The sequence below is a fragment of the Desulfothermus okinawensis JCM 13304 genome (genome assembly GCF_054654515.1).
Genome location: NZ_BAAIEW010000040.1, coordinates 1 through 14,167 on the forward strand (window position 1 = coordinate 1; position 14,167 = coordinate 14,167).

The 14,167-nt window shown below is 29.8% G+C and carries 9 protein-coding genes; all 9 read right to left on the bottom strand.

What is annotated here, in order from left to right; translation table 11 throughout:
• Positions 1–141 precede the first annotated feature (141 nt).
• The 9 genes from ACYQ0O_RS12440 to xerA all read right to left on the bottom strand — a co-directional run bounded on the left by ACYQ0O_RS12440 (position 142) and on the right by xerA (position 14,090).
• A complete protein-coding gene (locus ACYQ0O_RS12440; protein WP_459893558.1) occupies positions 142–1,182 on the bottom strand; it encodes a hypothetical protein in 1,041 nt (346 codons plus the stop codon).
• 115 nt (positions 1,183–1,297) lie between these two features.
• The gene (locus tag ACYQ0O_RS12445) at positions 1,298–2,353 is read right to left on the bottom strand and encodes a hypothetical protein (RefSeq protein WP_459893560.1); all 1,056 of its coding nucleotides are present in this window, start codon (positions 2,351–2,353) and stop codon (positions 1,298–1,300) included.
• 90 nt (positions 2,354–2,443) lie between these two features.
• Entirely contained in the window at positions 2,444–4,378 is a 1,935-nt protein-coding gene (locus ACYQ0O_RS12450) for an ATP-dependent nuclease (RefSeq protein ID WP_459893562.1), read from the bottom strand.
• A 96-nt stretch (positions 4,379–4,474) separates the two neighbouring features.
• Complete coding sequence (locus ACYQ0O_RS12455) at positions 4,475–4,729, bottom strand: type II toxin-antitoxin system RelE family toxin (protein ID WP_075070025.1); 255 nt, start codon at positions 4,727–4,729, stop codon at positions 4,475–4,477.
• Positions 4,707–4,916 (bottom strand): hypothetical protein, encoded by a 210-nt coding sequence (locus tag ACYQ0O_RS12460; protein WP_459893564.1) that lies wholly within the window; start codon positions 4,914–4,916, stop codon positions 4,707–4,709. The genes ACYQ0O_RS12455 and ACYQ0O_RS12460 overlap by 23 nt, the downstream gene beginning before the upstream one ends.
• 109 nt (positions 4,917–5,025) lie before the next feature.
• On the bottom strand, positions 5,026–6,060 hold the full coding sequence (locus ACYQ0O_RS12465; protein ID WP_459893566.1) for a PD-(D/E)XK nuclease family protein: 1,035 nt from the start codon (positions 6,058–6,060) through the stop codon (positions 5,026–5,028).
• Between the two features lie 108 nt (positions 6,061–6,168).
• Positions 6,169–7,263: a hypothetical protein gene (locus tag ACYQ0O_RS12470; RefSeq protein ID WP_459893568.1), complete on the bottom strand. Its 1,095-nt coding sequence runs from the start codon at positions 7,261–7,263 to the stop codon at positions 6,169–6,171.
• Between the two features lie 250 nt (positions 7,264–7,513).
• Positions 7,514–13,135 (bottom strand): P-loop domain-containing protein, encoded by a 5,622-nt coding sequence (locus ACYQ0O_RS12475; protein WP_459893570.1) that lies wholly within the window; start codon positions 13,133–13,135, stop codon positions 7,514–7,516.
• Positions 13,136–13,253: 118 nt separating this feature from the next.
• Complete coding sequence (gene xerA, locus ACYQ0O_RS12480) at positions 13,254–14,090, bottom strand: site-specific tyrosine recombinase/integron integrase (RefSeq protein ID WP_459893572.1); 837 nt, start codon at positions 14,088–14,090, stop codon at positions 13,254–13,256.
• Positions 14,091–14,167 lie beyond the last annotated feature (77 nt).

A 14,167-nucleotide genomic window follows, 5' to 3' on the forward strand; every position in this document is an offset into this window, starting at 1 on the left:
GTCTTCATCAAACTTTCTGCCTGATCCAACCTGTAAGACCATCCTGAAACTATCGACCTTTTCCCCTATGACCCGCGGCTTCTTGAACCATGGATTAGTCCCGAGCTCTCGTTCCTCGACTCGGGACTAATCCTTTATTTGTTAGGCGTCTTTTTTGTTAGTTATTTCACTGAATTTCCTCTCAAATTCAACATACTCATTCCAAGCATTACTATTCATTTCATTCAAATCAATTTCCAAATAATTATTTCTTATAATGCTGTTAATCTCTATCAATGTATCACGCATTTCATTTAATGAATTCTCTATTACCTTCCAAGCTTTTTCCTGTCTTTCATTCAATGGCATAGCTAAAGGATTTGAAAAAACATATCTGTCTGAATAAGAAATGTCTTTATAGAATTCTCCAAAAGAAAGAGTCATCTCCCATGATCTATATAATTTTTCAAATTTTTCATATAACTCTCTATCATAAATGTGAAACAGATTGTTTGTAAAAACTCCTCGAAATGATTCCCAAAAATGAAATATAGAACCATTTATAATTCTAGGACCAGATTCTATATGATCTTGAAGTGTAGGTTGGTGAATAGTAGAAAGTATCCATTTAATATTTTCTATATCTCTATTTCTTTTTAACTCTTCAGGAGTTAGATTTTTCTTCTCAATTTCTTTAATTGGATTTTGCTCTACAATAATTGAGACAGCTTCCTTTAATAAGGAACTTAAATTATTCCTATCTGATTTGTATGTATCTATACTCGTTCCTTTAGCAACAAAAGTTGTGACCCTATGCCGGTCAAAGTCAAACGGTAAATCTCTTTCATTTGAATAAGCTTTATTTAATAATAAGATAATTCTGTTCCATCCAAGTATGCTTACTGCAAAACCCAGTTCAAAAACAACATTTGGATTTGGTGTCTTCCTGTCACAACTATCACATTCATGATTTATAATGGTTACATCAGCTACAAAAATATCGGAGCATTTGATTTTTTCCATTATTGTTAAAGGGATATTGGGACTTCCTGCTTCCTCACGTGTTGCTTCGTCGATAAATATTTTAAGTCTATCGTTTTCCAATTCTGGTATTATTAGATGTAACGCATCCCTAATCAATTTACGATTTGTATTGTCTGGCAAATCAGATTGCCACGAATAAAAAATTGTCAGCTCATCCATGTTTTTAATCGCCTAACGGCAAGGGGCACTTGCCGCTATGGAGCGAAGCGAGGTACGAGCGCAGCGGAATAGCGGTCAAGTGCACCCGATTGTTCGGCGAAGCCAATATTAGTCTTTATCCTTCTTTTTTTAAATCAAATGGTGGATTCATTTTTAATTTAATATCTGGGTTTATCTTAAATGCAGTCCATGCTGTTTCAAGTACATGAACTATTTCTCTTTGACGTTGATAATGTAAAAACATTTCTATATGTCGCCTTGATGTTTCACCAATAACTACAAAAGATAAAACAAACAAAAGCACAATAAAAAATGAAACGAATTCTTGTTTAAAAACATTTAAAAACTTATCATCATTAGCTAAATATGCTCCGAAACAAGTAAATGACAATATTAACAGAGCGATAACAGCTCCCCAAGAAATAACGCGTCCTGCATACCAAGCTGAACACGCTAGGCGAACATGGGCTTCATTCCTAATTAATATTCCACACTGATTAGGGAAAAAGAATCTGATTCTGGTTTTTAAAATATTAATAAAGTTTTTTGTTCTATTTTTTCTAGCCTCCCCTTTCCAAGGTACAAGATCTTTTAGATATCCTAATCCTCGATTTTCTAAATATTCATCAAAATAAGGGAAGGGGAATTGACAATCATCTTCTGAACTACATGCGTATTCCTTCCTAATTTTTTCATTAAAGTCTTTAAATTTCGTATCTGACCACTTATCCTCATCTTTCTTTTTATTTTCTTTTAATTCACTAAGATATTTTTCGAGGTTAATGCCCTCTTTTTTCGCTTCTTTCTCCATTAGTCGTTTTAGACTCTTGCGATTTGGTTTCTGAGGATCTTTCCTATAGAATATATGACCAATGATATAAGAAATGAAAAAAACAATAAAAGCGATAGTAAGCCATAGAATGTTGGGAGTTTGTTGGATAGCTTTTAATAACTCAAAAAGGCTCGCAAACAGGCTCTTATTTACTGAATTGCCTTTCACCGCATTAATAATATCTCCACATAAGAATAAAGTTGGAGCGAATATCAAAATATAAGAAACTATCACTAAGATACCAGGCAATATTCCACCTAAAACATCAATCCAATATTCTTGGCGGATTATGCGTGGTACAATTTCTTCAGTATTTTGATTTTGTCCAATTATATTCATTTGTTAAACGCCGAACGTCATGGGTCAGTTGCCGCCAAGGAGCGCAGCGGATTGGCGGTCAACTGCACCCAATTGTTATGCAATTTAATATCATTCATTTTTACATAAAATTGAACCATTATATTTAAGATCTTTTATCTTTTCGATAATACTTAAAATTGTTGGGGGCAATAAGTCTCGATGTGATTTACCATCATCACCAATTAAGCTACAAAGCTGTGTGGCCACATATTTATGTTTTAATGGTTTACCTGATGGTCCTATTTCTTTTTTGCAACTTTCAACTAGATCATTGTATTTTTCAATCTCTTGTTCCATCATTTTTTCATAATCTTCTTCGAGAACAGCAAAATTATCTGCCACTATTGTTTTAAGTTGATCTATTGAATCTAACTGATAATCTAAAAGTTTAAGTAGCTCCAAAGTTTTTTCTCTCACTTCTTTATCTTTATTGTTTTTATCTCCGTCAAACCATAAAAATGTAGGAATCATAAATCCATTAAATATTCGCAGTAATCTATCCATTTGTCCCTTACCATCAGCATGAACTATAGAAATATTATTTCTATCCAGATCATAACCAACCGCCTTCGAATAAATGGGGAGGGAATATTTTTCCGAATCACCCTCTACAATTACTACCTTATCAGCAAAGAAACCTTCGTTTATATTCTCATCAAATACATGAGAATATTGTTCTCTTATACCTCGTTCAGTAGCCTCAATTCCTTTTCTAATTTTTAAATCTTTAATTAAATCCTCAATTGAAAGTTGGAAAGGTGCACTTTGTAAAACACGTTCTTTTTTTTCACGCCGCATTAGACATATTTCATCAAAATTAGAGATGCTTATAAATAAATTCGATTGAGTACTATAAATTATCTGATCTCTTCCCTCTGAGATATCTCTAAATACTCCCATTAAGGTCCTTTGTAGTTGTGGATGTAGATACAATTCAGGCTCTTCAATTGCAAAAATTGTTGATCGTTGCTCTGCCTCCTCGCCGGCCTTGATAATATGAGATAGTTCTGCGTAGGCTCGGAGAATAGTAAATATCATTGACCGTTGTAGACCATGACCTTTGGCCTCTATTTTAGTTCTAACACCGTCATTCGCATATAAAGATGCCCCTCCAAAAACTTCTTTTATTTTTGGAAGAGCCATTTCTATTTCTATATCACAGTCTATTATTTCGTTTATTAATTGATTTAATTTATTTTCGATTTCTCTAATTTCTTTAATTCTATCATCAGAACCTCTGTTTAGTAATTTTTCTACTTCCTTGATACCTTTTGAGATAACATCTTTTTGCTCCTGAGAAATTTTTTCTAATATTGAATTAATCAATTGTCCAAAAGGATTATTTCTACTTACCTTAGCTTCATCGCTAATATCTCTAACAGCAGGAACATAAATGAATTCGGGCAGCGCTCCTTTTAGCACTCCTGGATATCCCTTTGGATTTTCAATTTCTTTCAACGAGAATGGAATGGCATATTTGTATTCTTCCATAAATTCTTTGGCCTTCTGTTTCCAAGTTCCCACATTTGGTTTGGTACCGCCAACGAACTCCACAAAATCACAACCGTTTATTCGTAATGAATCTCTCTGAGACCACCATTTTTTAATGTTTTCTCCATTGATATTATCTTCAACCAGCCACTCAACATCAGGAACACTTTTTATTGCTAATGTTGTTACGGTGTAAGTGTCGGTTCCAGAACAAGAATATTTTCTGCCAACTATTAATCTTTCTTCTTCTAGCCAAGGAGCGAATTGTTTTTTTTCCCATTCACTTAAATCTTCGAAAGTTATTGTAATACTAATCGGATTTTCTATGTTGTGATTATAGAAAACTTCTTCATTAACAAGTTTTACGCCCCCATCAAAAAAAAGCTGCAATGCTTTTAATACATTAGACTTGCCGCTATTATTTCGACCAATCAAAGCTAATAAATTCTTAGGGAAAATGGTAACTTCTTTAAGTGAACGATAATTTAATATTTCAATTTTAAAGATTTTCATATAAATCTCCTATGCATAACGCAAAAAGTCAGTGGCTGGTTTGAGCGCAGCGAAAAACCAGTCCACTGCACTGATTTGTTGGATGATATTCTTTATTTAATAAATATTTTTCCGATGACCTATCTTTAAAATATATATTTCCTTTTTCTCCCAATTAACATCAAAAAGTATCCTGTAATCTCCTATTCTTAATCTGTAATCTGCTAGGTAATGATTTTTGAGATGTTTTATTTGAGATAAGTTAGGGAAGTTGCTTAACTCTTCTATCCCTTCTCTTATCCTATTTAAATTTTGGGGGGATATCTTCCTTAAATCTTTTAAAATACTTTTAGGATAAATTATTTTGAACATCTATTTTGTTCCATATTTCCTCATGGGTAAAGATTTCTCCCCTTTCTATCTCTTTTTTCCTTAATTCTACCTCTTCTTTAAGTTTTCTATATTTCTCTTGATTAATAAGTAATTTCAAAAAATATATTATCTTTTCTTGATCACTCTTCTCTAATCTTTCTATTAGGTTTAAAGCTCTAATGTCCATATTTTCATCCCTCTATTATATTTCCATCCAACGATAAAGGTCAGTGGCTGGTTTGAGCGCAGCGAAAAACCAGTCCACTGCACTGATTTGTTATATTTAAAATTTAAGATTATTTTACTTTTGCTTTAATATCTTCTACTATTGTTGAATACTCAGACAAAAATCTTTCTGTTTTTTCAGCAATCTCTTCAAAGGGAGTTACCGCAAAATTAAATGAAATTTTACAGAGACTGTTACTTTTTCCATATCTATTTTGACATTTCTCCACTTCAGAACCCATTCTTTCATACATTTTTTGATAAACATTTTCTCTTAATCTTTTTATCCAATTTTTATCTTTCTTTAATTCCCAATTCCCACACTTTACGAAAAGGGATTCCCAACAAAATTCAACATATATCTCAACCCCATCAATTTCTATCCAACTTTCATCTGCATTCATCACAGGATTATTACTACCACTGTAAATAGACCATTTATTAGATTTTAAAAAATTATCTCTAAGTATTGCATATAAAAGATAGAATACCGGAAATGGCCATCTGTATCCTTTTTCTATCAAGTCTTCCTTTAAGTTCCAGATAGAATCTGATTTTTGTATTTCCACTAAAATATTTCTATACCTTTGAAGCTCGAACTCTATTGCTTCTTTCCAAACTTGAACATTTGGGAGATTGATATCATCAAGATAGGAAAGAAAATCATTTAACCTAATAATTTTGTATTTACTTATATCACTATCTCTTGTTGCTTTTGCGGATACTCCCATTAGTACCAAAACAACTTCAATATCTGTCTCTCTATATTTCTCTTTCAAAGCCTGTTCTGTAACTTCAAGCTGTTCTTCCTTAGGTATACTATCAACTTTAAATTCCAATCCCAAAACTTTTGGCGAACTTTCATATTTACATTCAATAACCAAATCTACCTTAATTGACCTACCTTTAGCCCATTCTAAATATGTTTTTATGGCATTAGGATACCTATCTATTTTCTTAGAACTTATTTTATTAATTAAATCAACTTTCTTTTCAATTGGAATTTGAGTATTCTTCGAATTTACCAACCATGCAAGCACTCCTGAATGCACTTTTTCTATTTGATACCCTATTATCTCTATTAAATTCGTGCTAAAGCAATTCATACCAATACTCCATTTAAATATAACGTCTAAGCTCACCTGCCGCTTTGGAGCAAGCCCGAAGGGCGCAGCGGTTTGGCGGTCTGGTGGAGCGATTTGTTAGAAATATATTTATACCAAGTTATTAATTTTAATTATTTTGTTGAAAGCATCTTTAAATGTCTGAGGGATAATTTGATAATGTTTATTTTCAACCTTTCCATGGCTTTCAGCCCATTCTCTAAACAGGTCTTGAGAGTCCTTACTTATATTCACATAAGTAATAAAAGCATCCGTAGTATGTAATGGCTCCCAAAGGTGTCTATCTACTTTATGTGAACAAAATACTCCTATTATTGTAACATGTTTCGCATTCAAAATAAGTTCAGAACACCTATTTTGTTGTGTTGTTATGAAATAGTTGATTACCGTAGGCCGCTTTGACAGTTGATATCGACATATCATTGGAATTTGTAGCATATCGCACGCTTTTAGTATATTTTGATGTTTTAATATGTGGTTAACTCCTGCTTTTTGAACCATTCTAGCGTTCTTTCCAAATACAATGTTCCCTTCACCTTTAAACCAGTTCTGTCCGAGAAAAAATTGACATGCTCCATGTGGATAACACAGCTCGAAAAGTTGATCATCTCCAAAGCTCGGAAGATGATCGTCATAGAAGGTTACACCCTTAACTACAGTAAATACATAATTACGCATAAATGACTCTTCAAGCAATCTCTCGTAATTTAATGTAATCGCTGCTCCTGTCCATTTTGTGCGTTTAAGAGCTCTTGAAATAGCTTTGGCTAATTTCCAGTATAAGTTAGATGATAAGGGCCTAAATCTTGAGAAGTAACGCACCAAATCTAAATCTCGCCTAAAAGACTCTTTATTCCACTCTGTGCTATCATCCAGCGTCTCCATAGCTTCTTCGAATGTGTTTTCTTTAAATAAAGAAACAACCTCTTGGGGTAATTTGTTCCAATATTTTAATTCAGGATCTTTGTAAAGAGCATTAAATAAATCCTTACCCAATGGAGGGAGTTTACCTTTTTCCAGTAAGTGTTTTCCGTCAGAGCCATAACTTGCTCCAGCACCGAAAAAAAACACGTGTTCAGGCTTGGGACAGATTCTATACTGCAATTTAACTGAGGGTAAATTTTGGATATCTAATTCATCCCATGCTCTTCCCGAAACTTCCAGACTGTTCGTGTTACCAAGCATTTCTTATTATTATTGATATTTCTAACGTTTGAGTTCACCTGCATTTTGGAGTGGAGCGAAAAAATGTCAGGTGCAACGATTTGTTATACATTTTTCTTTCATCTTTCTTCTTAACGGTTTGGTGTATGAGCAGTGGCGGGATTTTTCGCACTTACTTTCATTCTATCATTACCGTTTATTATATTCATATATATTACATTTATAGCACTTTGCCAGCCATTGCTTATACACAATGTTGTGGGTAGTTTTTTTATATTTTCAATCTATACCTATATGGTTTATTGGGTTTATACATTGCGCATATTTTATCAAAATAGTCTTTACGACAAATCAATTCTACTCCTTCGAACCTTGGTATTTCATCAGATATTCCAGCTATTTCACCATCACCAACATAATCAGAAAGCCAATAATTTAATCTCAAAACAACTTCATTTTTATTGTTTTTAGCAGCAAGACCTTCAATATAATTTCCTATTCTTAGATTTAATGTTTTTATAATAGCAGAGTTTAGCCACAATATATTAAAGTTCTCAAGCGTGTCATATTGATGTATTAATGAAACACAAAGAAATTCGTCTAAATCACTTATCTCAATGTTTTTCCATAAATGAACAGGGAATAATCTATATCTTGAAAATGGTATAGTTTTTTCTAATCCGTCAAAAAAAACAACACCCTCAAATATTTTATAATTTTTTAATTTATTCTCTCCCCATTTTTCGCCAAATAATTCATATTCAACATATCCTAATCTAACCCAGTCGTTTTCTTCTATTTCTAATTTCTTCCAAGTATTTTGTATTTCACTTGGTTTTAATAAATCAAGTGGTCGTTGCGTATATGAAAGTGTTTGTGAAACAATTGTTTTGTAATCAATTTTTAAAAGATCATATAAAAAATCTTTGTCTAGAAAATTGTCTAATTCCTCATACAACTCTTTATTAATTAGCTCTATAATGTAATTTGAACTATATATATTTTTTACAAAAATTTCAAAAGAGCGATTACCTAAAAATTCAAATTCTTCTTCAAATTCTTTTCTAAATGTACTTTTATATTTACCAACAACAGTTTCAAAATTGAAGCCATATTTGTTTAAAAGTTCATTTCTATAATTTATACTAGTAAATATATCAATATTTTCTTTTGTTGCAGTAAAACGTAATGTGTTTTGAGTAATTATAATTTTCTTTTTTGTCCCTAATAGTTTTTCAAGTAAGTAATCTTCTATATAATATTTAGAAGGATATAATTCATTTAATTCATTATAAAAGTTTTTAATGTAAGATTTATTGTTAATATCATATAAAATTTCAAGAATTGTTATTAAGTTACTCGTTAAGAAATAATGACTATTTTTCAAAAACCACTTAGTAGGTTTTATCATTTTATCGGGGAAATATTCATATAAATAGTTTAAACCAGATAATGTCCAATGATGTCTTTCTGTGGTATTTGCATTAAATCTCGTAAATAATAGACAAATAAATACTTCTTCAATACTCATATTCAAATCATCTTTCAGTAATTCATTCCAATTAATAGCTTCTTTTACAGGTAATCTATAGTCCGTAGCATCCAAGAGATTATTCCACATTTTAGTAACAACTTCCTTATCATAATCAATTTTCACAAAAGCATTAATTAAATTTGAAGAAACACTACGGTTGTAACCATCTGGCAATAAAAGTTTTTCTAAATGAGTTGTTAAGGAGCTAAGCGCTAACTCTTGATTGATTAAAAAAGCTTTATAAAAAGCTTTAATATTAACTAGTTTATTAAACCAACCATCTTGTTCAAAAGTAAATTGTGTAATCCAATAATATGCAGATACATCATCCTCTTTTTGAAAAATTTTAGACAAATCAACATTACTATTCTTAGGGTATTCTTCGTGTTTTTCAACAATTGTTTCTATAAGTCTCTTAATTTCATCGGTTAGAGTATTAATTCCTTCGAAATAGTAGTACAATGAAATTAATTCTGTTTCTGAAATCTTATTTTTTGATAAATATTCGGTCATTTCTTGAATATTCATTTCTGAAAAGTCTTTTCGAGACTTATATTTTTCATCTAGTATATTTATTAATTCCTTTGTATATTCATAATTCCTTGGTGGAGATTTCTTGATTTTTATATTTTTAGGTAAATTAAAATTGAAATCAACAATCTTTTTGGTGATTTTTTTTATAAAAATTTCACTATAATTATTTTCTTTTTTTAAACTTATTTTTTCTCTAATAGAGGTAAAAACAATCTTAGATAGATTTTTATCATTTATTTTCTCAACTAAATTTAGTCCATAAGATAAAAACTCTTCCGCTGTTTCGATAGGAAATGTTAGGAGTATGAATGCTTCAACGATGGAGTTAATATTTCCATTCGATTTTATTAACAAATCTTGCAATTGTTCTTCGCATATCCAGTAATAATGTTTTTTCAATTGTGTTAGTAAGTAAAAGGATGCTTCCTCAAAATTAATTTCTAAATATTTTTGAAACCACTCAACAGGGAACCATCTTGTATCTTTCCCGTCTGTATGATGAACAACTGCGTCAGCTAATGATTTTATAGTTTTTAAATCATATACAGCTTTTTTATAATCAACTTTAGAATAACTCTCTATTGCATAAATTAAATCTTCTAAAGTTCTATCTTTTCTAAAAGTATAGCCTAAATAAAATTGTATTCCTTTTTTAAATAATTTTTCTGCTTTATTTTTATCTCCGTAGATTGAATACTGTTTTGATAATCTAAAACAAAACTCGGTAATATATGAATGCAGATAATAAGTTTGTTTCTCTTCAATTAATTCTTCAAATACATTAATTATCTTTTCTCTATTGATGTCACTAGCATATTCATCGAGTAATTGGAAAAACATGTCGGTAGCCAAAGGACCACCAGCACTTTTTTGAAAAAATGTTGTTGTTTCTAAGGTGAGCTTTTTTAAGATATCAATTATTTCGTCCCATTCTTCTTTTATTTTTATAAATTTTAGGCCTTCTTTAATTGAATTATAAATAAAAGCTCTTGCGGAATATAAATCAGATGTTCTAGGTTTTCCTTTAAAAGGCTCTGTATCATATATTAAATAATTAAAGGCTTCTTTTACATCTGAATAACTACTATTAGGCGACAATTGTTTAATTTTGATGTAGTAAATTAACCAATTGTAAAACCAGTTAATACCAGTAAATTTCTTTATTATATTTTTTATTAATTCGTATTCTTCAACATTCTTTTCTACTGCATTGAAAAAATCTACTAACAAAGGTAAATCATTATCAAAGATATTTTCTTTTTTTATCAATTGATCACTTAGTAAAAGTAAATCATCTTTATTGGTAGTATTTTCATTTTTAGAATTTAAGATTTTTGTAAAAATATCGTTTTGATGTATTAAATCATTTATAAAATCTTTATCAGGATAAATTTGTAATTCATTTTTTAATACAGGAATATAGTTTTTATAATTATTATAAACTTCAATAGCATCCTCAATTAGTACTTTAATATCCTTAAAAACCAGAAGTCCTCGTATATAGTACTTATAATCTTGAACTGATATTTTTTTATTTTTTTCAAAATAATCAAAATATATAGACCAAGGTGCAGCTTCTCTATTTTGACTACATAAATAACAAGCTTTAAGTCCAATATGTAAAGGCAGCGTTGGTTTTTCATCAAAAACTAAATATTCTGCTACTTTTTTAAACCCTTTTAAGCGCCCTAAGGCATCAAAATATACAGAAAAATTTTCAAAGTATTCATCTTCTGTTGAAACTATTACTTTTTTCAACTCATTTATCAAAATAATTTTAGGAAAATCCTTTAATGCTAATGCGGCTTTTACTAGATAATAAAAGTTATTTTTTATTGCTTCAATTGATTTTCCATAGTAAATACTCTTAGTAATAAAAGCTTTCTCTAAATATGATAAAATTTTATTATAGTCACCTACTTCATACAAAATTTTAAAATAAAATCTGTAAGCTTTTGAAAAACCGAAAAACTCCTTTTGACTAAACCATTCTATTATCGGTTTATAAATTGTTTTTTTAACATCTACTTCCTCTTTTTTTAACTTCTCAATTATAAATCTTCTAAAACTTTCGTGATATATTATGTACCCTCCATTAGAAAATACTTGCTTTAATATGGGTGATAAAACAACAAGCGATTTATCAACTAAATTCCCTTGTCCGGATATTTCCTTAAGTTCATTTTTTAATAAAGAAAATTGCGCGCCGGATAAAATTTGAGGTATTGTTGTATCTAAATTCAGTTTATTTATTAAATACTTATAATAATTCTCTAAATTGTAATTATAAGCAGGTAACTCATTTAAAACATCGATATTAATAATATCTAGTTTTTTTATTTCTTCTATTAAATAGTTTAAATAAAGTGGGTTACCATTACTTTTTTCAAGTAAAAAATTTGATAAAAGAGCATCTTTGTTTAATTCAATATTTTCAATTTTATTTTTCTTTAAATATTCTATGATCTCCTTGTTAGACCATTTTGGAATATTTATAGTATGGAAATCTGAAAGACTTTCTAATTCTGTTATTGGCTGTGAAACTATTACAATTTTTATGTTATTATTTATTTCTATTTTTTTAATAGCATCAATTATTGCAACATCACTTAATGTTAAATCGCTTTGATTTAATGTCCAAATCCTTTCAATATGGTCTAAACCATCTATTATTATGTTTGTTTGCTTTTTGACTGAACTTAATAATTCATTGAGTTCTTCCAGATTGCTGGCGTATTTTTTTTTCTTCCTATTAAATAACTCTGGATAAATACTTATAATATCATTTATTAGATTTGCGTAAAAAATATTTAAGGTTATTCGTTTCTTAGCGTGTATATCTTTTAATTCTGTATAGCAGTAATGTTTTACAACACTGATATCACGCTTGGATAGTTCATTTTGTAAATTTTGGACAAACCAAGATTTTCCACTACCTGGTTCACCTTTTAATATAATTTTATTTACATTTTTTATCTGTTTTAAAAAAGAGGTGATAATTTCCTTTGTTTCGATATTTTTGCTTTTATCAATTGGAAATATTTGTTCTATTGAACCGAAATCTGTTCGAATATTTAATTTATCAAATATTTCTTTTGTTGAAATTTCAAATCCTCTACTTCTGCTTCTAGTTATAAGCCTTAAAATTTCTAAGGCAAAATGTTTAGGTGTGATATGATTATTGGGATATTCTCCTATACCTAATTTATCAATCAGTCCAAGAATAATCTTTTCAAGTTCACCATTAAATGATTTATCAAAGCTTTGTTTAGGAAAATTTGTTTCAATTAATAGATGTCTACAAAATTCAACAAATTCATCTCTATTTATATTTTGACTTTCTGCTCTTAATTTACGCCAACTGTTATCTGGCTCATTATTTTCTGGCCATAACTTGTTTACATCAAATTGGAATAGTTTTGTCGGATAATTTTCAAATGTTTTTTCTCTTGAAGATATTATTATAAAATCTGTTAACTTGTCTGTAGGTTCATTCCATGCTAAACAAAGTCTAATTTCTTCTGGTCTTATTGGTAAGTTTTTCCAGCTATAAAATAAATCATATATTGCTAAGTCATAGTTATGTGGGGTTGAAAAATCATCCTTTTGTGCTGTATGGTTTGATATTTCATTACTATATTTAATTTGCTTTTTAAAAATTCCTAATTCATTCTTAATTGTTAAATCATCAAATTTATCATCTGAATGTTCTTTAGTGTCAATTTTAAAGATTGCATTATGCTCATCCAATATTTCTTGCAATATAAAATAAGCAGTCAATAAGTCTTGATATTCATACCCTTCATGTGCTGTATTTAGTGACATACTTTTTCTTTTTTCCCTAAATTACCCACAACGACTGTGTATAGTTATTGTTCTTATACCGCCAAATTGGAGGAATAAGAACAATTGTTTATATTCTTCTTTTATCATCATTCTACCTTTATTCAAAAAAATCATCCATGGGGTTTTTGATCTTATCAATTGCTTTTTTGGATACATGTGTGTAAATTTCTGTTGTTTTTGAGCTTTCGTGTCCCAATAGTTCTTGAATATATCTTAAATCAGTACCTTGTTCGAGTAAATGCGTCGCAAAGCTATGTCTGAGCATATGTGGAGTTACAATTTTTTTAATTCCTGCTTTAACCGCTGCCTTTTTTAAAATATTTGCAACACTTGTAGGGGAATACTTGCCTCCTTTTTGCCCCTCGAAAAGATATCGTTTAGGTTGGTATTCTTTGTAATATTGCCGTAATAATTGTAATAAATTATCTGAAAGCAAAGAAATCCTATCTTTCTTTCCTTTAGCACCATTGATGTGAATAATCATTCTTTCTGAATCAATATCGGTGGGAATAAGATTTAGAAGTTCACTTCTTCTCAATCCAGCTGAATATATCAACATAAGAATACATTTGTGTTTAAGATTTTTTGTTACATCAAAAATCTTTTTGACCTCTTGTTTGCTTAATACCTTTGGTAATTTATGCTCTTTTTTTGGGCGATGAATTTCATAATACTGTTTTTCTCTACCCAATATTTTTTCATAATAGAATTTAATTGCATTAATTCTCTGATTTTGTTGGCTAATAGAAATATTCTTTGATTTTATAAGATCTAAAATATATGAATTTATTTGACTTGTGGTCACACACTCAATATTCTCATTTCTAAAATACATACAAAATTCTTTGAAATAGCTACAATAGATATCTTGAGTATTTTTACTGTATCTTTTTTGAATGAGTAAATCTTTATATTTTTTCAATCTTGTTTCCATCTCAATATTTTTCTTCTATGTATAACGTCCAGGGTCACTTGCCGACAAGACGCAAGCCCGAAGGGCGCAGCGGATTG